Source organism: Streptomyces sp. 17_S59 (assembly GCF_056930295.1).
Window position 1 is genome coordinate 6,711,617 of the sequence record NZ_JBXOWD010000001.1, and the last position, 22,452, is coordinate 6,734,068.

Consider the following 22,452-nt stretch of genomic DNA (forward strand, 5'->3'; position numbering starts at 1 on the left):
CCCGATGCCGGCACGAGACAGGGAGCGACCGCATGACCAGCACATCTCCGAAGCCCTCCACGGCCGCGGACTCCTGCCCCGCCCGACCGGCGCCCACCGGGACGGTGCACGACTGGGCCGTGGACCACCTGCCCGCCCTGGAGTTCGACCCACTCCTCCACCGGCTGCTGCGCGATGAGCCCGTCGCCCGCATCCGCATGCGCTTCGGTGAGGGGGACGCCTGGCTGGTGACCCGGTACGAGGACGTCAAGACGGTGGCGGCGGACCCCCGGCTCAGCCGCGCCCTCACCGTGGACCGGCCCGTCACCAGCATGACCCCGCACGTGGTGGCCCCCGCGGGCGGCATCGGCCGTACCGACCCGCCCGACCACACCCGGCTGCGGCGCCTGGTGGCCCAGACCTTCGGGCGCAAGCGCGTGGCGTCCCTGCGGGACCGGGCCCAGCAACTGGCCGACCGGATGGTCGAGCGCATGGCCCAGCAGGGCCCGCCCGCCGATCTGACGGAATGTCTCACCGACCCGTTCCCGGCCCAGCTCATCGGCGATCTGCTCGGCGTTCCGGAGCACGACCTCGACCGCCTCCAGGGCTGGCGGTCCGTCATCCTCTCCAGCAACCACTCCCAGGAGCAGAGCGAGGCGGTCAAGCGCGAGATCGCGGGCTACTTCCGGGAGCTGGCCGAGCACCGCGCCGAGCACCCCGGCGACGACCTGTTCAGCGCCCTGGTCGCGGCCCGGCTGGAGGGCGAGCTGAGCCCTCCGGAGCTGATCTCCCTCGCCGTGATGCTCGTGCTCAACGGCATGGACGCGGTGCGCAACCAGGTGTCCAACATGGTCTACGCGCTCCTCACCCACCCGGACCAGCTGGCCCGCCTGCGCGCCGACCCCACCCTGCTGCCCCAGGCCGTGGAGGAGCTGCTGCGGTACATCCCGCACCGCAACGGCGTGGGCCTGCCGCGCATCGCCACCGAGGACCTGGAGGTCGGCGGGAAGGTCATTCGCAGTGGCGAAGTGGTGTACGTGTCGTACCTGGCGGCCAACCGCGACGCCACCGTCTTCAAGAACCCGGACCGGCTCGACCTCGGCCGCGACGAGGCCCCCAACCTGTCCTTCGGCCACGGCGCGCACTACTGCGTGGGTGCGCTGCTGACCAGGATGGAGGCGGAGGTCATGCTGTCGACGCTGCTGAACCGCTTCCCCGGCCTGCGGCTGGCCGTGGACGAGGAGGAGATGAGGTGGCGGCGGGGCTCGATCAACCGCGGGCCGGAGACGCTGCCGGTCGTCTGGTGAGCGGCCCTCCGGGGCCGGTCGCCGGGCACCGAGCGGAGGGTTTCCATCCGCTTTGCTTGTCATGATCCCTTCGCTTAGGGTCCCCCCGTTTTGGTTCTTTGATCTCGGGGGAAACGGTGTCCATTCACACACCCGCATCACGCAGCTCGGGCGCGACCAGAGTCGCCGGCCTGGTCGTCTCCATCGTCTGCAACGTGGTGCTGCCGATCGTCACGTACAACCAGCTCACCGACGCGCACTGGAGCGAGTTCTCCGCCCTCGCCGTGTCCGGCGTGTGGCCGCTGGTCGACGTGGTCATCTACCTGATCTGGCACCGACGGATCGACGAATTCGCGATCATGACCATGATCTTCATGGTTCTGACCCTGATCGTCACGGCCATCGGGCCGCACTCGGCGCGACTGCTGCTCGTCAAGGACTCGGCCATCACCGGCCTGTTCGGCGTGGTCTGCCTGGCCAGCCTGGCGGCACCCCGGCCCCTGATGTTCTACCTGGGCCGCAAGTTCGGCACCGACGGGACGAAGGCGGGCGCGGAGCACTGGAACGGGCTGTGGCAGTACGAGCTGTTCCGCAACTCGATGAAGACGATCACGCTGGTGTGGGGAGTGGGCTACATCGCCGAGGCGGTGGCCCGGATCGGCCTGTCGTACGTGCTGTCGACGGACGCCATGGTCGGAGTGAACTCCGTGCTGGCGTACGGGCTGCCGGCCGTGCTGATCGCCTGGACGATCACGCACTCGAAGCGGACGCGCGCGAAGGGCGCGGCGGCGCGGGCCGCGGCGGAGGCCGAGGTGGCTGTGGCCGCGTAGGCAAGGGCGGGGCGGCCGGGGAGCTTTCCCCTACCCGCCCCTTCCCGGCCGTATCGATATGCGGCTCCGCCGCCCTGGACCCCGACCGCGCTCCGGGCACGGGCCCAGGTGCGTGAATACGTATGGCAGATGGCCGGGAAAAGTGCCTCCGGACGTGGGCGGCGCGGTAACCGAACATCGACGGTGTGCTGGTCACCGCCCACTCCGACAAGCAGGACGCCGCTCCGACCTGGAAGACGACCTACGGCCATCACCCCTGATGGTCTTCGTCGACCACGGCCCGGGCTGGAGTAGTGAACTGGTCGCAATCCTGCTGTGGCCGGTCAACGCAAGCTCGAACACGGCAGCCGACCACATCGAGGTCACCCGGCCTGGCCCTGGCCCAGCTGCCGGGCGCCACCGGCGCGGACGGCACACACTTTTGGAAAGCGTGTTGGGGGCAACCCCTCACGAGTTCGAATCTCGTATCCTCCGCAGCCGCCCACCTGGGCAGATGAGGCCCCCGACCGGAATCCGGTCGGGGGCTTCGTCGTCGCCTGGTCTCAGTTCTGGTCTCAGTCGGGTCTGATGGGGCTGGGCCCGGTCCGGCGGACGATGCCGGACAGCGGCGACCACCAATTTGCGGTGCCCGCGATGGACAGCACCGCGGGCACCAGCAGCGGACGGACGATCAGCGCGTCCACCACCACCGACAGCGCCACGGTGACACCGACGATCTTGATGGTCGCCATGCCGCACCCGGCCAGGCTGAGCAGGACCGCGCCCACCACGACGGCCGAGGTGGTGAAGAGCGGGGCGGCCGCGGCGAGACCGGTGGCCACGGCCGACGTCGTCTCGCCGGTGCGTCGGTGGGCCTCGACAACCCGGGCGAGCAACAGCACCTCGTAGTCCATGGAGAGCCCGAACGCGATACAGAACACGACGACCGGCGTGAAGAGATCGGTACCGCCGGTGACGGTGAAGTCCCCGAGCAGCGGACGGAGGTGTCCGTCCTGGAAGACCCACACCATGGCGCCGAATGCGGCGGTCATGCTGAGCACGTTCATCACCAGCGCCTTGACCGCCAGGAAGAGCCCGCCGGTGAAGAGCAGCAACACGACAAAGGTGGCGGCCATCACGACCCCGACGGCCGCGGGCAGATGCGAGCCCACGACATCCCGCACATCGAGCAGCCTGGCGGGCGGCCCGGTCACCAATGGCGCCGCGGGAGCGCGCTCCTCACGTACGGTACGCGCGAGCCGCACACTGGCCGGCCCGAACGGCTCGGCGGGGCCGTAGACGGCTGCCCACGTGCCCACGGACGACAGGTATCAGTACGCGAACGCGGGGCTCGGCCCCGCGAGCCGCGTGCCATGTGCGTAGGCCCCGGTGATGCTCACCGAGCGCCAGGGCGAACGACTCCTGGAATGGCTCGACGCCGTCCGTCAGGACGACCTACCGAGCCTTCACACCCTCGCAACGGGCATCGACCGTGACCGCGACGCTGTAATCGCCGGTCTGACGCTGCCCTGGAACTCAGGTGTGGTCGAGGGGCACGTCAACCGGATCAAGATGCTCAAGCGCCAAATGTTCGGCCGGGCTGGCTTCCAACTCCTCAGGAAACGAGTCCTGCTGTCATAACCAGCAGTGACGGTCGACCATGACGCACAACGGTCAGCCCTGGCGGTCCTCGGAAAAGCTGAACTCCATGAGGAGGCTCTCAGCTTCGCTCGACACCTGCCGGAAGCCGGCCTTCTCCCAGGCGCGCACTGCCCGCACGTTCCCTCTCACGGGATCGACTGTCACGCGCCGCCATCCAAGAGTCCCGCCCAAGTGCGCAAGAAGCGCGCGAGCGGCATCCGGCCCCAAGCCCCGGCCCCGCGCCTCCGGTGCCAACACCATGTCGATACCACCTTCAGCCACGCCAGCGTGCCAGTACTGTGCGTAGCCCACCGGTGTGCCCTGTGCCAGTACAAGGAAAGACTCCACACGCGGCCGGCGCCGCCCGACATACTTCTCGGCCACCTCGTCACGCGATATCGGTACGCCACCCCAGTGCTCGACGAAGTCTGGGGAAGCGAACCATCGGCCCAGCAGGTCCAAATCATCCTCGGTCGTCGGGATGAGACGGGTCAGCACTCCGTCGAGAACTACTCCATCGGCCATCAGTCACTCTCCAATTCGACTTGGAAGCGCACGTATGACGGAAAGTTGATGAGAACTCGTGAAATTCCCCACGCATACTGACGTTCCCCATTTGGTTGGCGGGAGCAATGGAGGTAGGGCCCGTCGAGCCAGGTAGGTTCGTGTGGACGCGCGACCGAGGCATATCGGCCCGACGACCGTGGAGGACGGCGGCCTGGCCGGTCGTCATATTTCGGGCGGCCGTGTGCGAACACCCGTAAGACTTAAGTAGGTTGGCTGGGTTGGCGGCGCTCCGTCTGGAGACGGAGGAGAGTTACGTCCGTGGAGCGATCCGCCCGCGGTCCGTGAGCTGCGATCTTCGATGCCGAACGGGCCGCCGGGCCCGCCGGATCGAGGTGGTACACATGTCCCGCAGCGTCACGGGCGCGCCGACGGGTGTCGGACGGCTCCGTACCGCGTGGAAGGCCGCGCACGAGCCGGTGCCCAGGGTGTCGGTGTGGACGCGGCGGCTCGCGTACGCCGTTCCGCTGGTCGTGCTGCCGTCCAGCATCTGGCGGTTGCCGGCGGTGTTCGACGGCGGGTTGAGCGTGGGCGAGCGGTTGTACGTTCCGATGCTGTCGGTGGTGTCCGAACTGCTGGCGTTCACGGGGATCGGGCTGGTCGCTCGGTGGGGTGAGGTGTTCCCGGGGTGGCTGCCCGGGCTGCGTGGCCGCCGGGTGCCGGTGCGGCTTGCGGTCGTGCCCGCGGCGGTGGGGGCGACGGTGCTGACCATGATGTTCTCGCTGTTGACCCCCATCACGACGGTCATGGGGAAGACCATCCGCGGCGACGAACTCCCGCCCGACTGGCCTGGGCAGGGCACCGGGATCGCGAGCGTGTGGTTCTACTCCTGCTATGCGCCGTTGGTGCTGTGGGGGCCGCTGTTGGCGGTGCTGACAGTGGCGTACTGGCGGCGTCGACGCGCGGGTGGCGCGTCGGCGGCTGCTCGCTGATGTCCTGTGTGGACGATGACCTCCTCAAAAGGGCCGGTCACCGCGGTGTCCCGCCGCCGTCCGCGCCAGCAGGGTGGGGAAGTTCGGCGAGCAACTCCGGCCTGTCACCGAGCAGGGGGTGGGGAGATTCAAGGCTCTGGCCCGGGCCTGGTGGCGTGTGCGCAGCGGTGCCAGTGCATGACCAGCCTGGTCCGGGCGGTTCGAGCCGGGGCGAGGACGAGCCGGTCGCACAGGCGGCGGAGCTCGTTCACGGTCGGCGGTCGGGCGCCGGAGGCCGACGGGGTATGAGGAGCTGTCCGGCCGATCACGTGGAGGTGGAGGAAAAGTGCGGGCCGGGGGTTGCTGACCCCCGGTAGAACATGGACCGATGGGTATTCAGGAGCGTGACCGCAAGGTGTATCGGTCAATACCCGGGTGATTCCGGCGCGTTCGGTTCGCCGGTCCCGTCCGGATCGGCCGCCAGAGTCTCCCAGAACGCGACATAGCTCTGCTCGTGCGCGATGCCGAGCGTGATCAGCCTGGTCCGGGCCGGCGTGTCCGGGGCGGCCGGGTCCAGCGCGGCGCGGAGGTCCCGGTAGGTGTCTCGCCACCGCCGATGCTGCGCCGCCTGGGTCGCGGCCAGCTCCGCGATCTGGCCCGGCGCGCCCAGGTCGGCGAAGGTCAGTTTGAGCAGGGCGGGGTTTCGGGTCTCCGGCTCGGGTGTGGCGGGGTCGGCGAGCCAGTCCTGCAGGGCCGCACGGCCGGCGCCGGTGAGGTGGAACACCCGGCGCCGGCGCCCGTGCTCCTCCGCTTCCTCGCGCAGCAGGCCCAGCTCGGCCAGCCGGGGCGGATCGCGGTAGAGCTGGGCGTGCGGGATCGGCCAGTAGTGGCTTACCGATCCCTCGACCTTGGCCTTCAGGTCGTAGGGGGTCATCGGACCGTGTCGAGCGATCAGGCCGAGGACGACCAGCTGGGACGGCGTCAGTTCTTTCGCCATGGCGCGGCGCCCTCCTCGGTGATGAATTGACACCGTATCACTGAGACCATAGCGTCATCGCATTGAGACCGTATCAGTGAGACCATGGAGACGTGATGCGCCTGCACCCCGAGATAGCCGACGCCCTGGACCACGTTCCGCCCTTCGACCCACTGGCGGACCCGGCCGCCACCAGGACGCTCCTGCGCTCGCTGCTGGCCGCAAAACCACCGGCGGACGATCCGCGCATCGCCGTCAGCCACGAGGTGATCCCGGGGCCGGCGGGCGAGCTCACCGTCCGGATCTACCGGTCCACCGATGCCGGGCCGGATTCGCGCCCAGGAGTCCTCTACTTCCACGGCGGCGCCTTCATCTCGGGCGACCTCGACACTGGCGACAGCAACTGCCGTGACATCTGCCTGGCCGCCGGGGCGGCGGTCGTCTCCGTCGACTACCGCCTCGCTCCCGAACACCCGTACCCGGCCGCGTTCGACGACTGCTACGCGGCGCTGGTCTGGACCGCCGACCACGCCGAGGATCTCGGGATCGACCGTGCCCGTCTCGCAGTCTCAGGCCGGTCGGCCGGCGGCGCGCTCGCCGCAGCCGTCGCCCTCGCGGCCCGCGACCGTGGCGGCCCAGCCCTGATGTACCAGCTCCTGCTCGTTCCAGCACTCGACGACCGCGGCGAACTGCCGTCCGTGGACCAGTGCGTCGACGACCGGATCGTCGACGGCCGGGTCGTGCGAGGCATGTGGAAGCCCTACCTGGGCTCTGCCCCCGCGGACCGCTACGCCGCTCCCGCCCGCGCGGAAGACCTCACCGGCCTCCCGCCCGCGTACGTGGAGGTCTGCCAGGCCGACGCCCTCCGCGACGAGGCGCTGGAGTACGCCCGCCGCCTCGTAGCGGCGGGCGTACTCACCGAAGTCCACCTGGTCCCCGGCGCCTTCCACCTCTTCGAGGCCTACGCCCCCACCAGCCACCTGGCCCGCCGCACCACCACCGCCTGGGCGGACGCCATCGCGGCAGCGCTCAGCTAGTACTGCAGCCAGTTGTTTCACGGTGAGTGAGCGCGGGCGGTGCGGGTGCGGTAGTGGCTGGCGCGGGCTCGGGTCTGGTGGCCAGTGCGCCAGCGGTGCCAGTGCATGGCGAGCCAGGTGCGGGCATTGCTGCCGTCCTCCTCGGGACGCTCGCGTTCCTCGGAATCCTCGCCCCGTCGGCCAACACCGACACAGGCATCGTTCTCTGCGGAAACGGCGAGTTGACCGGGGCAGTTCCCATCCAATGCGTGCCGGTCAACCTCACCCTGTAACCCGCCGCCACCGCCCGTTCCGCCCCGGTGACGAGCCGGGCCCACTCTGACAAGGTCAGCGGCTGGTGCGGAGGAATCGGCGCAGTTTCTGCAATGGCCACGTGTTGATCACATCGTCTTTGGTCAGCCATCCGCGCTGTGCCGTCCCGATCCCGTACCGCATGTACGGCAGGTGAACCACCGAGTGGGCGTCAGTGTTGATCGCGAACTTCACCCCGTGACGCCGGGCCCGCAAGATGTCCTCGTCACCTAGGTCCAGCCGTTCCGGGTGCGCGTTGATCTCCAGTGCGGTGCCCGTCCGCGCGCAAGCGGCGAACACCTCGTCGAAATCAGCGTCAATCCCCGGGCGCTTGCCCAGAAGCCGGGTAGTGGGGTGTCCGATGATGCTCACGGCCGGGTTCTCGCAGGCCCGGACGAGCCGGCGAGTCTGCTCTGCGCGGCTCTGCTTGAAATGGTCGTGCACCGAGGCGACGCAAAGATCGAACCCCGCCAGGAACTCTTCCGGCCAGTCCACCTCACCATCTGGACCGATGTTCAGCTCCGTGCCGTGCAGCACCCGCATCCTGCGGTGCTTCCCGTCCAGCTCCCGCACCTGCTCCCGCTGTGCCAGGATCTTGGCGTCGGTCATCCGCTGCATGTACAGGTTGGGCGCGTGGTCGGTGACGGCGTAATAGGCGTAGCCGCGGGCGGCGGCGGCCGTGACCATGTCCTCGAGGGAGGCGAGCCCGTCCGTGAGGTCGGTGTGGGTGTGCAGGTCACCGCGGATGTCGCCGTCCTCGAGCAGCTCGGGAAGCTCGTCCCGCAGCCCGGCGGCGACCTCGCCGCGGTCCTCACGCAGGGCGGGCGGGATCCACGGCAGGCCCAGCCGGGCGTAGACCTCCTCCTCGGTCTCCGAGACGATCTTCTTCCCGCTCTTGGCGTGGAAGAGGCCGTATTCGGAGAGCTTGAACCTGTGCCGCACGGCCAGTTCGCGCACGCGGATGTTGTGCGCCTTGGAGCCGGTGAAGTACTGGAGCCCCGCCCCCCATGAGTCGGGCGGCAGCACCCGCAGGTCCACCTGGAGGCCCTTGGTGGTGCGGATGGAGGTCTTCTTCTCGCCCTGCGCGATGACCTCGGCGGTGTACGGGAGACCCGCGAAGGCCTCCATCAACGGCCCCGACCGCTCGGCGGCCACGAGAACGTCGATGTCGCCGATGGTCTCCCGCATGCGGCGCAGCGACCCGGCGTACGTGCACCTCTCGCACCCGGTCACCCGGGACAGCTCGGAGACGACCTGCTCCGCCACGTCCATGGCGGCGCTGAGCAGGATCCGGCCGCCCGCCTTCTGCATGAGCGAGATGCCGTGCAGGATGTTCTCCTCGGTCTTCTCGCCGAACCCCTTGAGGTCGCGCAGCCGCTTCTCGTGGACGGCGTCCAGCAGCTCCTCCACGGAGGAGACCCGCAGCTCCTCGTAGAGGGCCATGGCCTTCCTGGGGCCGAGCGTGGGAATGGTGAGGAGTTCCCGGACCCCGGCCGGAACGGACGCCCGCGCCTCCTCGACGGCCGAGACATGGCCGGAGGCGAGGAATTCCACGACCTTCTCGGCGATCGACTTCCCCACGTTGGGGATCTCCTGCAGCCCCTTGACGTCGAGCTTGGAGACATCGGTGGGGTAGCCGCCGATCGCGCGGGCAGCTTTCTCGTAGGCGCGTGCCTTGAAGGCGTCGCCACCGGAGATGGCGACGAGGTCGGCGTACTCCTGCAGCAGCGCCTCGACCTCCTCGTTGGGCCGGGCCATGGCTCCAGCCTGCCACCGGCCCGCCCGGCGCACACCCCGGGACGGCCGCCTGCGGCCGCCCGCGGCCGTCCGTCCGGTCCACCGGGGCGGTGGACGCATTCGCTCGCGCAGCCCAATCCCGCGGGGTACTCCGGCCCGGACACGCGTCCGGCGGGCCGGCCGGTGTGACGATCGGTCCGGCGGGCCGTCGTGACCCTCTGTGTTCCTCCGAGTGTGTACCCACGAGCGTCAGGAGGTCGTCCGTGCGCATTCTGATCGTCGTCGGCGCATTCAACAGCCTTGCACAGCGCGTCTTCACGGAGCTGGGCGATCGCGGGCACGCCCCCGCCGTCGCCATGGCGGACGCGGACGGGACACTGCACGAAGCGGTGCACCGCCACCGCCCCGAGCTGATCGTCGTGCCCGTGCCCGGCACGGCGGTGCCCCGCGACGTCCTGGCGGGCCACACCTGCCTGGTCGTCCATCCCGGCCCGCCCGGCGACCGTGGCCCGTCCTCGCTGGACCGGGCCGTACAGGACGGGGTGCCGCACTGGGGCGTGACGGTGCTTCAGGCGACGGACGAGCCGGACGCCGGGCCCGTCTGGGCGGCCGAGGGGTTCGCGATCCCGCCGGGGGTCGGCCGGGGCGAGGTGTACCGGGGGGAGTTCGCGGACGCCGCCGTGGCCGCCCTGCTGGCCGCCGTGGCGCGGTTCGCCTCGGGCGGCTGGTCGCCCCGGCCCCGGAGCGGGCTGCCGGTGCGGGTTCGCCCGTACCTCTCGCAGAGCGAGCGCCGGATCGACTGGGAGACGCAGGACACCGCTTCCGTGCTGTGCAGGCTGCGGGCCGCCGACTCCCGGCCGGGCGTGCGGGACGAGCTGCTGGGCGGCGAGTGGTTCCTGCACGGCGGCCACCCCGAGGACCGGCTGCGCGGCAGGCCGGGCCGGGTGCTGGCGACCCGGGCGGGCGCGATCTGCCGCGCCACGGCCGACGGCGCGGTGTGGATCCCCCAGCTGCGGCGGGCCCACGTCCCGTTCGGCCCGCCCGCGATCCGGCTGCCCGCCGCGGTGGCGCTCGGGGACCGGCTGCCGGACGTGCCGGAGGTGCCCGTGCCGCTGGAGCTGCCCGCGCACCGGCAGACCTACAGCGACATCCGTTACGCCGAGCGGGGACCGGTGGGCTTCGTGCGGTTCCGCTTCCCCGGTGGCGCGATGAGCACGGTGCACTGCCGCCGGCTGCTCGCCGCGTGGCGCTTCGCCCGCTCGCGGCCCACCTCCGTGCTCGTCCTGGGCGGGGAGCGGGACTTCTTCGCCAACGGCATGCACCTGAACGTCATCGAGGCGGCCGCCGACCCGGCCGCGGAGTCCTGGGCGAACGTCAACGCCCTGGACGACCTGGTGGAGGCCGTGCTGACCACCACCGACCGGCTCGTCGTGGCCGCCGTGCCCGGCAACGCCGCGGCCGGCGGCGCGATGCTCGCCCTGGCCGCGGACGAGGTGTGGTGCCGGGCCGGGGCCGTCCTCAACCCCCACTTCCGGCTCATGGGCCTCTACGGCTCCGCGTACTGGACCTACACACTGCCCCGGCGCGCGGGCGGGGAGGCGGCCCGGACACTGATGGCGGAGGCCGCGCCGGTGAGCGCGGCCCGGGCCCGGGAACTGGGCCTGGTGGACCGGCTCGTGGCCGTCCCGCCGGGGGAGTTCGCCCCGGAGGTCGCCCGGATGGCCGCGGACCTCGCCGACGGAGGGGGCGTGCGGGCGCGGATCGCGGCCAAGCGGTCCGCGCGGGAGCGCGACGAGGCCGACAGGCCGCTCGCGGTCCACCGCGCCCACGAACTGGAGCGCATGCGGTGCACGTTCTCCGACCCGGGCACGCCCTACCACGCGCTGCGCACGGCGTTCCTGCACCGGCAGCCCCCGGACAACGCGGCCGCCCGCTTCGCGGAGCTGTCCGCCCTGGCCAGGTACGCAGAGATTGCCGAGGAAAAACCGGTGTGCCAGATTTAAGGGACCCCCAGCGACGGAGTACCGGAGCCCACCGGCCGTCCGCGGCCGTCGGGACGCTTCCCGCCCGGCGCGCTCACCGGCCGACGACCCGGCAGGAGCGGCATGGACGCGGTAGAGGCGGCCGTCGAGCGCATCGAGCGCACGTGTCTGTACGAGCGCGGCCGGCCGGGGCCCCGTCCCCGCCCCGCGGCCGGGGAGGAGCGGCCCCGCGCCTCCGGCGGCGTCTACCCGGAGGGACGGGCGGCGGAGTCCGGCGAGCCGTCCCGCATGCGCACCGAGGTGCTGCTCGAACCCGGCGCCGGGACCGAGGTGTTCGTCCGGGTGCGCTTCCTCCACGTCGTCGAGGGGCAGGTGCACCGCTGCGGCCCGGACGGCGCCGAGCCCGTGGCCGCCCTCACCGTCGCGGGCCGCCGGTACCTCGCCTGGCACGAGACCATCGAGCGCGCCTGGACCCTGCCGCCCTGGAACCCCGCCGCCGGACGCCGCACCTCCGCCGTCGGGGTGCCCGGCGGCACCGCGGACGAGCCGCTGCGCGACGTGTCCGGGCGGCGGGCCGGACTGCTGGTCCGCCGCTGGCAGCGGCTCTCCGGGGCGGTCGAACTGGCCTCCGAACGGCTGCCGGACGGCCTCCTCCGGGTGTCCGTCACGATCGTGAACACCACCCCCGTGCACCACACCCCCTGCCCGGCGCCCGCGGGCGGGGACGCCGTCCGCGAAGCGCTCGCCGGGCACGCCTTCGTGTCCACCCACACCGTCCTGCGCTGCACCGAGGGAGCCGCCTTCGTCTCGCTCGCCGATCCGCCACCCGGTCTGCGGGAGGCGGCGGGGGCCTGCCGCAACGAGGGCACGTGGCCCGCCCTGCTGGGGCGGCACGAGGGCGACGGGCGACGGGCGCGCTGCGTGCTGTCCTCGCCCGTTGCGCTCGAGGACTTCCCGGAGGCCGGGAGTGGTCTCCCGGGCCGGGTCACTTCCCTTCGGCCACCGCCGGTGGCCCCGGCGGAGCCGGCTCCGCGAGGGCCACGAGCTGTTCGGCCGTGACGCCCTCGGGCACCGGCACCGGCGGCGGGGTGCGCAGCGGCGGCCGCCAGCCCGCCTCCGGGTCCCAGGTCCGTACGACCCTGGCGGGCGCGCCCGCGACCACCGCGTGGTCGGGCACCTCGCCCCGGACGACCGCGCCCGCGGCGGCCACCACGTTCCGGCCCAGCCGGGCGCCCGGCAGGATCACCGCGCCCGTGCCGATCCAGCTGCCCGGCCCGATCTCGACCGGCTCGCTGCGTGGCCACTGCTTGCCGACGGGCACGTCGGGATCGTCGTAGCTGTGGTTGGTGGTCGTCACGTACACGCCCGGCCCGAAGAAGCAGTCGTCGCCTATCGTCAGCCGCACGTCCGCGACCACGTGGCTGCCGCGCCCGAGGACCACGCCGTTGCCCAGCCGGACGATCGGGTCCGGGCCGAGGTCGAGGCCGGGCATCATCCCGGCGGTGAGCGTCACGTCCTGGGCGATGATGCAGTGCTCGCCCAGCTCGATCCACGGCTCGCCGAAGATTGTGCCCTGCGGGAAGGCGAGCCGGGTCCCGGAACCGATCCGGCGGAAGCGGTACGGTCCGGGCCGCTCGGCCGTCACCGCGCCGGTCTCCCGCACCCAGCGCACGCCGCGGTGCACGGCCCGCGAGGCGGCCCGGCGCCGCCAGGCGGCGAGGGACGAGAACAGGTTCCGGTTCGGCATCCACTCACCGTACTCAGCGCCCCCGCGGCCGTTTCCCGCCCCGTGCTGTGATCTTCACCCCACCGCCAGGGTCTGCGGTCCGCTCCCGCCGCGGCCCGCCGTCCGGGGCACGGCCCTGTGCCGCCGGTGCCACCCGGTGGTGCGGGCGCCTACCGTGTGCTCGACCGCCTCCTCGGCCTCACCGGCCGCGCCCCCTCGTGGACGGCGGCCTAGGCCCTGTCGTCAAAATCCCGCCTGCCCCGCGGCGTCTGGCACGCACTCCCCCAGCTACCGCTGGGAGGTGCCCCCACGCCGCGTTGTCGGTCGTCGGCGCAGCCCGCTGCGCTCTCCTCCCTCCGCCTTGCGATCGCACGCACCAGACGCCGCGGGGCCCGCCCTCCGGGCGGACGGCGCTATTTTGACGACAGGGCCTAGGCGGGGCGGGCCTCAGGCGGGGCAGGGGCGAGCACCACGAAGTCCGCGCCGGAGGGGTCGAGGCAGACCGCCAGCCGTCCCACTCCTTCCGCGTCCTCCGGTCCCATCTGCACGCTGCCGTTCCCGGTCGTCACCTTGGCGACGGTGGCGTCGCAGTCGGCCACCGCGAACACCGGGTGCCAGTACGGCCGTCCGCCGTTCAGGGCCAGGCGCTCTGCGGGGAGCTGCATCATGCCGCCCTGCATCCGCTCCTGGCCGCCGCCCGCGGAAGCGATCAGCGAGTACGTACCGCCGCCGCCCGGCAGCGGGATGTCCGTGGTCTCCCAGCCGAAGAGCCCGCCGTAGAACTCCTTCGCCAGCGCCACATCGGTGGTGTACAGCTCGGTCCAGGTCAGGGTGCCCGGCTCGTCGACCGCCTCCAGGCCGTTGCTCGTGCCGGGCTGCCAGATCGCGAACTGGCCGCCCAGCGGGTCCGTGAGCTGCGCCATCCGGCCCTCGCCGTTGGCATCCACGGGCGCCACCCGGACCCTGCCGCCCGCCCGTTCCACGGCCTGGGCCGTGGCATCGGCGTCCGCCGTGCCGAAGTAGATCATCCAGGCCGGGCGTGCCCCCGCCTCGGTGAGCCGCCCCAGCCCGCCGATGGTCCTGCCGTTCAGCTTGAAGATTCCGTAGCCGCCCGATTCCGGACTGAACGTTTCGAACTGCCAGCCGAAAACGGAGCCGTAGAAGTCCGCCGCCGCGGGAACGTCACGGGCGCCGAGGTCGAGCCAGCAGGGGGAGCCGGGCAGGCAGTCGGTGGTGATCATGGCCGTTCCCTTCGGGGGTCGCCGTCCCTTCGTCATTCCTGCGGCCAGCCTGACACCCGCCGCCGGTGCCCGCCCGTCGGCGGCCGCCCCGCGCCTGGGCACTGCACCGAGCGGCCGAGCACGAATGGCCGGGCCGCCGCGACTCTGGTGAGCTGGAAGACAGCCCCGGGCCCGGAGGAGGACGACGATGGACATCGGCGCACTGACCGATGAGACACTCAGTGACCTGCGCCGCAAGCGCGAGTACCCGGCCGTGTCGCTTCAGCTGCCGACGACCAGGCGCGCGCGGTACAACGCCGAGGACGCAGTCCGGCTGCGCAACACCGTCGCCGAGGCGAAGCGCCGGCTCGCGGCGGATCCGCAGGTGAGCCGGGCCGCGCGCATCGACGTCGAGAGCCGGCTGGACGCGGCGGTCGGGGAGATCGACCTCGCCCTCCACGGTTCCGACGGCCTGCTGGTCCTGGCCGCCCCCGGCGAGCACCAGGTCTGGTACCTGCCGCGCACCGTGCCCCAGCGCGTGGTGGTCTCCGACACCTTCCTCACCCGCAACCTGGTCGCAGCCCGGCTGCTGGAGGAGCCGTACTGGGCGCTCGCCCTGTCCGAGAGCGAGACCCGGCTGTGGGACGGCGCCGGGGAGAGCCTCGAGGAGGCCACGGGCTACGGGTTCCCGGTACGGCCCGCCATCCCCGACCACGAGGACGCGCTGCCCGGCGCCAACTTCGACAAGGTCGGCAACCACCAGATGACCTCGCGCGAGGAGGCGCACGTCGAGCGCGAGCGCCAGTACATGCGCGCGGTCGTCGCCGCCCTGGCGCCGGTCCTGGAGCGCGCTCCGCGACCGCTGTACGTGATCGGACTGCGCGAGCGCAGCGCCCTGTTCGAGAAGCTTCTGCCGAACCCGGGCGCGATCGCCGCGAAGGTGGAGAACGGCGGGGCCGTGACCAAGTCCGCGCACGAGGTCCTCGGCATCCTCCGGCCCGCGTTCGAGGAGCGCCGCGCCTCCCGCCGCGGCGAGGTGCTGCGGCGGCTGAGCGACGCGCGCGGCAGCAAGCGCTTCACCTCGGGGCTGGACGAGATCTGGCAGACCGTGCGCCAGGGCCGGGTGGCCCTGCTCGCGGTCGAGGACCACTACCAGGTCACCGCGCGGGTCGACGGCCACACCGGCCACCCGCTCCGGATGGAGACGCCCACCGAGCCCCTCCTGGCGGACCCGTCCGTCCGCGAGGACGTCGTGGACGAGATCGTGGAGACCGCGCTCCAGAACGGCGCCGACATCGAGTTCGTGCCGGACGACACCCTCGCCGAGGAGGACCGGCTCGCGGCCGTCCTGCGGTACTGAGCCGGCGGGACCGGGCCTACGGGACCGGACAGCGGGCGGCCGGTGCTCCGGCACGGGGGGGGGAGCACCGGAGCACCACGTGTCGGGCGGCCATGGCGGTCGTTAACGGGACATGAAGAACTATTTCGTGACTCGCTCGACCCGCCTCGCCGCCGGATCCGTCCTCCTGGCCGTCGGCGGACTGGCCGCCGCCGTGGGCACCGCCCGGGCCGACGACGCCGGTCCGGGCGCGCCCTCCCTCACCGGCCGTGTCGCCGGACTGGCCTCGCCCGAGAGCGGCCCCCTCGGCAAGGCCGCCTCGCTCGTCAAGAAGGAGATCCCCAAGGAGGCGACCGGCCAGATCTACCTCCGGTCGCCGCTCGCCGGGCGCTGACCGGACACCCGGGGCCCCGGGCCGAACCCGACCTCCGCCACGCTCTCGCGCGACACCCGGTCGAGCAGGACCACCGAGGCCGCCTCCGTGACGGACGGCAGGGTGCGCAGCAGCAGGTCCAGCCCCTGCCGGTGCCTGGCGAACGTCCGCTCGGGGGCCCACCGGCCCCGGGCCGTCTGACCGGCGAGGGCCTCGGCCGCCGTCAGGTCCAGCAGGACCACGTGCAGTTCACGCCCCTGCCGCCCGGCGGACCGGGCCAGCCACCGGCGCAGCCACGGACGGCTGCCGCAGTCGTGCACCAGGATCGGCCCTCCGCCGCGCACCGCGGCGCGCATCCGGCGGAAGTGCCTCAGGCGCGACCAGGGGCGGTAGACCGCATAGGGCAGCCAGGCCGGCATCACCGCCGCGCACGCCTCGTGGGTGACCCGGGGATCGACCGCGGGCGCGAAGGCGGACCAGCGGCGCATCAGGGTGCTCTTGCCGCTGCCGGGCAGACCCGAGACGACCACGACGGCACCGGCCGGGTAGCACAGGACGAGGGGGTCCTGCCGTCCGCGCAGGTCCACCAGGCCGCGGGGGCGCGTCACCGACGCCGCTGCCGCGGTCGTCCTGCCTATGTCGTTCACTGCATGTTCCCAGGTCGATCCGATCGGACAGCAGTGGAGACGTGTGCAGCGGCCGGTCGGTTCTCCTCCCGGACTCCGCGTGCCCGGGCGGGCTCAGTGGACGGCCGACGGCGCATTGAGGAGGGCGTAGCCGGCCGGGGTCACCGTGTGCAGGGCGGTGTTGCGGTGCCGCGCCGTCGAGATGAGCCCGGCAGCGCGCAGGACCGTGGCGTGCTCGCTGGCGCTGGCCGGTGAGATGCCCGCGGACGCGGCGAGTTCGGTGGTGGAGCGGCCCGGGTGCTGGGCGATCGAGGAGAGCACGGCCGCCCGGGTCCTGCCGAGCAGCGCGGCCAGCGGGTTCGGGGGGCGCAGGGTGGCGCCGGCGTCCGGCGTCAGGGCCAGCGGGTCGGGGTCGTTGTGGTGGACGGCATAGGCGAGATAGGGCTGCGGGACGGCCTTGGGGTCCACGAAGGGAACGGGCGCGAACAAGGAGGGGATCAACAACAGCCCGCGGCCTTCGAGATGGAGGTCGCCCTCGAAGCCGGGCACGATGGACACTTCCAGGACGGGCGGCTTCCAGCGGATGCGGCTCGAGTTCAGGCCGCTGAGCACGGAGTGGACTCCTCCGTCGCTCAACTCCCGCATGCGCAGGGCCCGGTCCGCCGCCGCCAGCTTCTCCACGCGGTGCCAGTACGGTGCCAGGGCCCGCTCGTGCACGTGGTCCAGAGCGCCGTGCAGCTGTTGCAGCAGCCGGGGGTCCTCGCCGAGGTGCCGGGCCCAGCCCGGCAGCTTCGGCTGCCTTTGCGAGAGGACCGCCAGCTCGTCGCGGATGCGGGTCCGCGGGGTCGCGCGCACCAGCTCCAGGTGCTCCTCGGCGCTGCCGCCCTGGGTCAGGGACAGGAAGGCGGGCGACCGGCCCGTCGCGGGTATCAGATCGAAGACCATCCGCGCCGACGGCTCGAGACCGCCGCCCAGCACCCGGCGGCGCCAGGCGCCGAATCCCGGGGGAGGGTTGCGGAGCTGGAGTATGCGCACGGCGATGCTCAGCTCCAGCAGCGGTCTCGGGGCGTCCGCCAGCCGGGTGCGTGCCAGGTCCTCGGCAGTGAAGTGGATCCGGTAGACCATGTCCCGCCCCTGTCCCTCCGCTTGTCGGTTCCCGAATGCCCCGGTTCCCCGGCTCAACGGGCTTGCAGGGCCCGATCATTACGATAGCCCGTCCTTCGGTCCAGCCCGAATGATGTTGCCGTCGCCCGGTGGTGGTGCGAGGCCGATCCTGAGGAAACGGGGCCGGTAGATGTCCGCGCGCCGGATGACGTCCCGCGGGTCGAGGCTGTTGACGTTGTAGGAGACGACCAGCTCGCCCCGGCGTTCCAGCTCCGGGTGCTCGTGGGGGTTGTAGGCGAAGACGTTCCGGTTCCGGTAACGGCCGTGCGGCCCGGCCTCCGGGGCCGTGTACACCGTCCGCGGCCGGGTGAAGGGGCCGTGCGGGGTACGCGACCAGGCCAGCTGCACCTCCGCGCTGAACGGCCGGTCCGCCCGCTGGGTGACCAGGGCGTACCAGCGGCCGTGCCGGACCACGCTCAGCTCGTCCGACGTGCGCAGCGCGGCCCCGCCGGCATCCGTCAGCCGGACCGCCCGGGACTCGTCGGAGGACCAGGCGCCGCCGCCCGCCCAGTACTCCCAGCGGCCGCGCAGACCCGGCCCCAAGACGCGGGCCAGATGGAGGAAGTGGGCTCCCGAGGGCGCCTGTTCGGTCCCGTAGACATACGTCTGCCGCCCCCGGCGCTCCAGCCACGCGCCCCAGGAGACGCCCGCCGAGGAAGGCAGGGCAGTGAGCGGCCCGGGCCGGTCGAGCCGGCCGGGCCGGAACCGGGCCAGCACGCTGCCGCGCCAGGCGATGTCCAGCGGGCCGGGTCCGGTGCGCGCGTAGCGCGCGTAGACGACCGCCGCGCCGTGGCCGTCGGGCACACCGGCCCGGGCCCAGTACCACTGGTCGCCGGAGGAGCCGACCAGGGACGCGGGGCGGCCGGAGCCGTCCCGGCCGGTGACGGTGCGCGGACCGGCGGCGCCCCACAGCACGAAGCTGTTGTGCACGAAAGGGGTCGGTCCGCCGTCCCCGGTGACGGGCGGCCGGGAGCCGTCGGGCCGCACGGTGCCGAGGAAGGTGTCGGAGAAGACCCACAGCGTGCCGGCGGCCGTCGGCACGGAGTACGTACTGTCCCCGCCGGTCCAATGGCCCGGCGCGCCCGCGCGGTTCGCATACGCCGCCCACGCCGCGTCCAGCGCCCGGGCCGGCCGCACCTCCCGGACGCCGGGCGGCCCGGAAGCGCCCTCCGCCACGGGCGGGACGAAGGCGCAGGCCGCGGCGAGAGCGGCGGCAAGCAGACGGAAGAGCCTCATGGACGGCCAACGATCCGGCGGACCGCCGGTTGCCTCCCGTACCCCGCCCGGACCCGCGGAGGGCGCCCGTCACGAGGCCGGACCCACCAGTGGAACCCGCGGACGGCCACCGGCGGAAGGGGCCGAACGGCCCTGTCGCCCCGGGCCGAACGGGCACGTCCGGGCGGTGCCATACTCCTTGCGCCCCGCGCCCGGCACAAGGAGAAACAGCACGTGAACAGCACCAAGGGCAACGACTACTACGCACTGCTGGCGCGGCACGACGCGATGCGGCTGCGCCGTCGGATGCTCTCACCCGGCACGGCCGCGGCCTCGGGCGAAGCCGTCCCGGAGCAGCCGGAAGCGTCGTACTGCGACACGGGCGACCGGCAGTTGATCACCGATCACCTCCATCTGGTCGCCCCCTTCGACGATCTCATCACCCACCTGTACAAGGCCCTCTTCGGGCAGCATCCCTATCTGCGCTCGCTGTTCCCCGACTCGATGACCTTTCAGCAGGAGCACCTGGCACGGATCTTCGGCTATCTGATCGACCACCTGGACCGGCCGCACGAGGTGACGGAGACCTTCACCCGGCTGGGCCGCGACCACCGCAAGCTCGGCGTCCGGCCCGTGCACTACGAGGCGTTCGAGTCGGCCCTGTGCGAGGCGCTGCGGGCGCGGGCGGGCCGGGCCTGGACCGCCGGGCTGGAGGACGCCTGGCTGCGCATGCTGCGCTTCGCCGTCGGCGCCATGGTCGCCGGGGCCGAGGCCGCGCTCACCGAACCCCCGTGCTGGCACGCCGAGGTGACCGGCCACGAGCTGCGCAGCCCGGACCTCGCGGTGTTACGCGTCAGGACGCACGAGCCGTACCCCTACCGTGCGGGCCAGTACTGCGCCGTCGAGTCGCCGCTGCTGCCGCACGCCTGGCGGCAGTACTCGATGGCCTGTGCGCCCCGGGCCGACAACGTGCTCGAGTTCCATGTGCGGCAGACCCGCCCGGGCGGGGTGAGCGAGGCGCTGGTGAACCACACCCGGGCCGGGGACACCCTGCGGCTGGGACCGGCCACGGGGACGATGACGCTCGGGGCGGAACTGCCGGACGACTTCCTGATGGTGGCGGGCGGCACCGGGCTCGCCCCCGTCAAGGCCCTGCTCGACGAGCTGGGCACCCGCCGCCCGGCGCACCGGCGCGTCCACGTCTTCGTCGGCGCCCGCCGGCGGGCCGACCTCTACGACTGGGACTGGCTGGCCGAGGCCGAGCGGCGGCGTCCGTGGCTGATCCTGGTGCCCGTGCTCGGGGAGTCCGGGACGGGGGAGCGGGGCACGGTGGCCGACGCGGTGCGGCGGTACGGCAGCCGGCCGGGGCGCGACTGGTCGCGCCGCGCGGCCTATGTGAGCGGCCCGCCCGGCATGGTCCGCGCCACGCTGACGCGGCTGGCGGAGCTGGGCCTGCCCGCCGCGCGCGTCCACCACGACCCGCTGCCCGCCGCGCGGTAGCGGCGGGCAGGGGCGGTGGGGTTCCGTCACGGGTCAGGCGTGCGGCAGCGGTTCGGCGTCGTTGTCGTCGACCTCCGCCGTCAGGTGGTGGTCCACGCTGACCACCCCGTCCACGCTCTGGCACAGCTGCACCAGCACGGGCACCAGGCTCCTGCGCCGCACCGAGCCGCTCAGCCGCACCTGGCCGTTGGCCACCTCGACGCCCACGGCCGAGGGGGGCTCGTGCAGGGTGCGCACCAGCACGTCCTCGATGATCTCCTCGCGGATGGCGCGGTCCGTGCGCAGGAAGACGCGCAGCAGGTCGCCGCGGCTGACAAGCCCCACCAGCCGCCCCGTGTCGTCCACCACGGGCAGCCGCTTGACGCGGTGCTCCTCCATCGTGCGCGCGGCCTCCACGACGCTCCACTCCGGCCGGGCGCACACGGCGGGGCTGGTCATCAGGCCCTCGGCGGTCGTCGCCGCCTGCTTGGCGGGCGACGCGGCGGCCCCGGGGAGCGGCGGCCCGGACGGCCCCGAGGCCTTCGCGAGGAGGTCCGCCTCGGAGACGACGCCCACCGGGCGGTCCTCCGCATCCACCACGGGGACCGCCGTGATGTCGTGCTCCTGAAGCACGTGCACGATCTCCGTGAACAGAGTCCCGCGCTGGACCCGGACGACCGAGTGGGTCATCAGATCGCCGACGGTTCTGTGCTGCAACATGTCCAGTCCCTTCGCCTGCACCGGGATAACACCGGGGGAACACCAGAAGAAGGCGTACGGCCGTGGGCCCCTCCCGGGTCACCTCAAGCCTCGCATATGCGGATCGTTCGGGATCCTCCGCCCACCCCGGAATATCGTTCGAGCCGGACGGCCGCAGCCCGTAGGCTGACCGAGCCGGATGATCAAGGACGTCCGGCGTGCACGGGCAGGGAAACGAAGAAGGAGCCTCCAGGTGGAGCGCAACGGATGGGCCGACGAGGGGTTCGGACCCGTCGCCGACCGGTTCTGGCGGAATTTCGACGAACACGGTGAACTCGGCGCCGCCGTCACCGTGTTCGCGGGCGGCCGCAAGGTCGTGGACCTGTGGGGCGGCATCGCCGACGACCGGACCGGCCGCCCCTGGGAGGCGGACACCGCCGTCCCGGTCTTCTCCACCGGCAAGGGCATCCTGAGCCTCTGCGCCCACCTGCTCGTGGAGCAGGGGAAGCTGGAGCTGGACGCCCCGGTGGCCCGGTACTGGCCGGAGTTCGCGCAGCGCGGCAAGGAGGGGATCACGCTGCGCATGCTGCTCTCCCACCGCGCCGGGATCCCCGTGCTGGACCGCACCCCGGCCTTCGACGAGATCACCGACTGGGCCCCGGTCGTGTGCGCCCTGGAGGAGCAGGAGCCGTACTGGGAGCCCGGCACGGCGCACGAGTACCACGGGCACACCCTCGGCTGGCTCGTCGGCGAGGTGATCCGGCGCGTCACCGGGCTCACCCCCGGCGCCTTTTTCCGCAAGGCCCTCGGCGACGAGCTGGGCCTGGGCACCTGGATCGGCGTCCCGCAGGAGGAACTGCCGCGGCTGGCCCGGCTCGTCGAGGCCGAGGGCCGCCCGGGCGGCCCCGAGCCCGGCTCGCTCTTCCACCGGATCCTCACGATGAACGGCGAGTTCGTCTTCCCCGGCATCGACGACCCGCACGGCTGGAACTCGCCCGCATTCCTGACGGCCGAGATCCCGGCCACCGGCGCGGTCTCGACGGCGCGCGGCCTGGCCACGATGTACGCCGCCGCCGCGCACGGAGTCGACGGCGCGCCCCGGCTGCTGTCGCCGGAGACCGTCTCCGACGCCGTCGCGGAGCAGTGGGCCGGAGCCACGTGGGGCGGCATGCCCGACGTCGGCGTGCGCTGGGGCAGCGGCTTCCAGCTGGACTCGCGCTTCCTGCCGCTGCTCGGCCCGCGCAGCTTCGGCCACGAGGGCTCGGGCGGCTCGGCGGCCTTCGGCGACGACGAGTTCGGCGTCGGATTCGCCTACGTCCCCAACCGGATGGTCGGCTACGAGGACCCGAGGTCCCGCGGCCTGATCGCGGCCGTACGGGAGTGCCTGGCGGGCTGACA

The 22,452-nt window shown here is 72.6% G+C and carries 20 protein-coding genes, 1 tRNA gene and 1 pseudogene; 12 read left to right on the plus strand and 10 right to left on the minus strand.

From position 1 onward, the window contains the following. The first annotated feature begins 32 nt into the window (after nucleotides 1-32). From AC1Z4A_RS30290 to AC1Z4A_RS30300, 3 genes are all read left to right on the plus strand, one after another. Complete coding sequence (locus tag AC1Z4A_RS30290) at nucleotides 33-1,286, plus strand: cytochrome P450 (protein ID WP_483683068.1); 1,254 nt, start codon at nucleotides 33-35, stop codon at nucleotides 1,284-1,286. 116 nt (nucleotides 1,287-1,402) lie between these two features. After that, nucleotides 1,403-2,095: a VC0807 family protein gene (locus AC1Z4A_RS30295; RefSeq protein ID WP_483683069.1), complete on the plus strand. Its 693-nt coding sequence runs from the start codon at nucleotides 1,403-1,405 to the stop codon at nucleotides 2,093-2,095. A gap of 391 nt (nucleotides 2,096-2,486) precedes the next feature. Next, nucleotides 2,487-2,569 (plus strand) — tRNA-Pro (locus AC1Z4A_RS30300). An 80-nt stretch (nucleotides 2,570-2,649) separates the two neighbouring features. On the opposite strand, the gene AC1Z4A_RS30305 is transcribed toward AC1Z4A_RS30300, so the two are convergent. Further along, nucleotides 2,650-3,393: an MMPL family transporter gene (locus AC1Z4A_RS30305; protein ID WP_483683070.1), complete on the minus strand. Its 744-nt coding sequence runs from the start codon at nucleotides 3,391-3,393 to the stop codon at nucleotides 2,650-2,652. A 73-nt stretch (nucleotides 3,394-3,466) separates the two neighbouring features. Between AC1Z4A_RS30305 and AC1Z4A_RS30310 the strand changes: the two are divergent. Continuing rightward, nucleotides 3,467-3,715 (plus strand): annotated as a pseudogene (locus AC1Z4A_RS30310) (transposase); the annotation flags it as partial. A gap of 33 nt (nucleotides 3,716-3,748) precedes the next feature. On the opposite strand, the gene AC1Z4A_RS30315 reads toward AC1Z4A_RS30310, so the two are convergent. Next, nucleotides 3,749-4,240, minus strand: coding sequence for a GNAT family N-acetyltransferase (locus tag AC1Z4A_RS30315; protein ID WP_483683071.1), 492 nt, complete (start codon nucleotides 4,238-4,240; stop codon nucleotides 3,749-3,751). 383 nt (nucleotides 4,241-4,623) lie between these two features. Between AC1Z4A_RS30315 and AC1Z4A_RS30320 the strand changes: the two genes are divergently transcribed. Continuing rightward, nucleotides 4,624-5,211, plus strand: coding sequence for a hypothetical protein (locus tag AC1Z4A_RS30320; RefSeq protein WP_483683072.1), 588 nt, complete (start codon nucleotides 4,624-4,626; stop codon nucleotides 5,209-5,211). A 403-nt stretch (nucleotides 5,212-5,614) separates the two neighbouring features. On the opposite strand, the gene AC1Z4A_RS30325 is transcribed toward AC1Z4A_RS30320, so the two are convergent. Next, a complete protein-coding gene (locus AC1Z4A_RS30325) occupies nucleotides 5,615-6,187 on the minus strand; it encodes a PadR family transcriptional regulator (RefSeq protein WP_483683073.1) in 573 nt (190 codons plus the stop codon). A 95-nt stretch (nucleotides 6,188-6,282) separates the two neighbouring features. On the opposite strand from AC1Z4A_RS30325, the gene AC1Z4A_RS30330 reads away from it, so the two are divergent. After that, nucleotides 6,283-7,203, plus strand: a complete 921-nt coding sequence (locus tag AC1Z4A_RS30330; RefSeq protein WP_483683074.1) for an alpha/beta hydrolase — start codon at nucleotides 6,283-6,285, stop codon at nucleotides 7,201-7,203. 327 nt (nucleotides 7,204-7,530) lie between these two features. Here the strand turns inward: AC1Z4A_RS30330 and polX are convergent, their stop codons facing one another. Then, nucleotides 7,531-9,252 carry a DNA polymerase/3'-5' exonuclease PolX gene (gene polX / locus AC1Z4A_RS30335; protein WP_483683075.1) on the minus strand — a complete coding sequence of 574 codons (1,722 nt, stop codon included), beginning with the start codon at nucleotides 9,250-9,252 and terminating at the stop codon, nucleotides 7,531-7,533. Between the two features lie 242 nt (nucleotides 9,253-9,494). Between polX and AC1Z4A_RS30340 the strand changes: the two genes are divergently transcribed. Both AC1Z4A_RS30340 and AC1Z4A_RS30345 read left to right on the plus strand, forming a co-directional pair. Continuing rightward, on the plus strand, nucleotides 9,495-11,234 hold the full coding sequence (locus AC1Z4A_RS30340; RefSeq protein WP_483683076.1) for an enoyl-CoA hydratase-related protein: 1,740 nt from the start codon (nucleotides 9,495-9,497) through the stop codon (nucleotides 11,232-11,234). 102 nt (nucleotides 11,235-11,336) lie between these two features. Continuing rightward, complete coding sequence (locus AC1Z4A_RS30345; protein WP_483683077.1) at nucleotides 11,337-12,272, plus strand: hypothetical protein; 936 nt, start codon at nucleotides 11,337-11,339, stop codon at nucleotides 12,270-12,272. On the opposite strand, the gene AC1Z4A_RS30350 is transcribed toward AC1Z4A_RS30345, so the two are convergent. Both AC1Z4A_RS30350 and AC1Z4A_RS30355 read right to left on the minus strand, forming a co-directional pair. Next, complete coding sequence (locus AC1Z4A_RS30350) at nucleotides 12,199-12,960, minus strand: acyltransferase (protein ID WP_483683078.1); 762 nt, start codon at nucleotides 12,958-12,960, stop codon at nucleotides 12,199-12,201. The genes AC1Z4A_RS30345 and AC1Z4A_RS30350 overlap by 74 nt on opposite strands. A 410-nt stretch (nucleotides 12,961-13,370) precedes the next feature. Continuing rightward, on the minus strand, nucleotides 13,371-14,180 hold the full coding sequence (locus AC1Z4A_RS30355; protein ID WP_483683079.1) for a VOC family protein: 810 nt from the start codon (nucleotides 14,178-14,180) through the stop codon (nucleotides 13,371-13,373). A gap of 187 nt (nucleotides 14,181-14,367) precedes the next feature. Between AC1Z4A_RS30355 and AC1Z4A_RS30360 the strand changes: the two genes are divergently transcribed. Next, complete coding sequence (locus AC1Z4A_RS30360) at nucleotides 14,368-15,519, plus strand: baeRF3 domain-containing protein (protein ID WP_483683080.1); 1,152 nt, start codon at nucleotides 14,368-14,370, stop codon at nucleotides 15,517-15,519. 127 nt (nucleotides 15,520-15,646) lie between these two features. Continuing rightward, nucleotides 15,647-15,892 carry a hypothetical protein gene (locus AC1Z4A_RS30365; protein ID WP_483683081.1) on the plus strand — a complete coding sequence of 82 codons (246 nt, stop codon included), beginning with the start codon at nucleotides 15,647-15,649 and terminating at the stop codon, nucleotides 15,890-15,892. Here the strand turns inward: AC1Z4A_RS30365 and AC1Z4A_RS30370 are convergent. The 3 genes from AC1Z4A_RS30370 to AC1Z4A_RS30380 form a co-directional block, all read right to left on the minus strand. After that, nucleotides 15,862-16,518, minus strand: a complete 657-nt coding sequence (locus tag AC1Z4A_RS30370) for an AAA family ATPase (RefSeq protein ID WP_483683082.1) — start codon at nucleotides 16,516-16,518, stop codon at nucleotides 15,862-15,864. The two genes, AC1Z4A_RS30365 and AC1Z4A_RS30370, sit on opposite strands and share 31 nt — an antisense overlap. A 93-nt stretch (nucleotides 16,519-16,611) precedes the next feature. Then, nucleotides 16,612-17,622 carry a winged helix-turn-helix domain-containing protein gene (locus AC1Z4A_RS30375; RefSeq protein WP_483683083.1) on the minus strand — a complete coding sequence of 337 codons (1,011 nt, stop codon included), beginning with the start codon at nucleotides 17,620-17,622 and terminating at the stop codon, nucleotides 16,612-16,614. A 78-nt stretch (nucleotides 17,623-17,700) separates the two neighbouring features. Beyond that, nucleotides 17,701-18,897: a hypothetical protein gene (locus AC1Z4A_RS30380; RefSeq protein ID WP_483683084.1), complete on the minus strand. Its 1,197-nt coding sequence runs from the start codon at nucleotides 18,895-18,897 to the stop codon at nucleotides 17,701-17,703. Nucleotides 18,898-19,110: 213 nt separating this feature from the next. Here AC1Z4A_RS30380 and AC1Z4A_RS30385 point away from each other — a divergent pair, with 213 nt between their 5' ends. Next, on the plus strand, nucleotides 19,111-20,376 hold the full coding sequence (locus AC1Z4A_RS30385; protein ID WP_483683085.1) for a globin domain-containing protein: 1,266 nt from the start codon (nucleotides 19,111-19,113) through the stop codon (nucleotides 20,374-20,376). Between the two features lie 33 nt (nucleotides 20,377-20,409). Here the strand turns inward: AC1Z4A_RS30385 and AC1Z4A_RS30390 are convergent, their stop codons facing one another. After that, a complete protein-coding gene (locus AC1Z4A_RS30390; protein ID WP_483683779.1) occupies nucleotides 20,410-21,072 on the minus strand; it encodes a CBS domain-containing protein in 663 nt (220 codons plus the stop codon). Nucleotides 21,073-21,307: 235 nt separating this feature from the next. Here AC1Z4A_RS30390 and AC1Z4A_RS30395 point away from each other — a divergent pair, with 235 nt between their 5' ends. Further along, the gene (locus AC1Z4A_RS30395) at nucleotides 21,308-22,450 is read left to right on the plus strand and encodes a serine hydrolase domain-containing protein (protein WP_483683086.1); all 1,143 of its coding nucleotides are present in this window, start codon (nucleotides 21,308-21,310) and stop codon (nucleotides 22,448-22,450) included. Nucleotides 22,451-22,452 lie beyond the last annotated feature (2 nt).

What these genes read in the sequence shown, in the direction of transcription:
- AC1Z4A_RS30345 (WP_483683077.1), top strand. Translation starts at nt 11,337, where the DNA reads ATGGACGCGGTAGAGGCGGCCGTCGAGCGCATCGAGCGCACGTGTCTG.
- AC1Z4A_RS30380 (WP_483683084.1), bottom strand. Translation starts at nt 18,897, where the DNA reads ATGAGGCTCTTCCGTCTGCTTGCCGCCGCTCTCGCCGCGGCCTGCGCC.
- AC1Z4A_RS30320 (WP_483683072.1), top strand. Translation starts at nt 4,624, where the DNA reads ATGTCCCGCAGCGTCACGGGCGCGCCGACGGGTGTCGGACGGCTCCGT.
- AC1Z4A_RS30375 (WP_483683083.1), bottom strand. Translation starts at nt 17,622, where the DNA reads ATGGTCTACCGGATCCACTTCACTGCCGAGGACCTGGCACGCACCCGG.
- AC1Z4A_RS30360 (WP_483683080.1), top strand. Translation starts at nt 14,368, where the DNA reads ATGGACATCGGCGCACTGACCGATGAGACACTCAGTGACCTGCGCCGC.
- AC1Z4A_RS30355 (WP_483683079.1), bottom strand. Translation starts at nt 14,180, where the DNA reads ATGATCACCACCGACTGCCTGCCCGGCTCCCCCTGCTGGCTCGACCTC.
- AC1Z4A_RS30330 (WP_483683074.1), top strand. Translation starts at nt 6,283, where the DNA reads ATGCGCCTGCACCCCGAGATAGCCGACGCCCTGGACCACGTTCCGCCC.
- AC1Z4A_RS30350 (WP_483683078.1), bottom strand. Translation starts at nt 12,960, where the DNA reads ATGCCGAACCGGAACCTGTTCTCGTCCCTCGCCGCCTGGCGGCGCCGG.
- AC1Z4A_RS30325 (WP_483683073.1), bottom strand. Translation starts at nt 6,187, where the DNA reads ATGGCGAAAGAACTGACGCCGTCCCAGCTGGTCGTCCTCGGCCTGATC.
- AC1Z4A_RS30290 (WP_483683068.1), top strand. Translation starts at nt 33, where the DNA reads ATGACCAGCACATCTCCGAAGCCCTCCACGGCCGCGGACTCCTGCCCC.
- AC1Z4A_RS30315 (WP_483683071.1), bottom strand. Translation starts at nt 4,240, where the DNA reads ATGGCCGATGGAGTAGTTCTCGACGGAGTGCTGACCCGTCTCATCCCG.
- polX (WP_483683075.1), bottom strand. Translation starts at nt 9,252, where the DNA reads ATGGCCCGGCCCAACGAGGAGGTCGAGGCGCTGCTGCAGGAGTACGCC.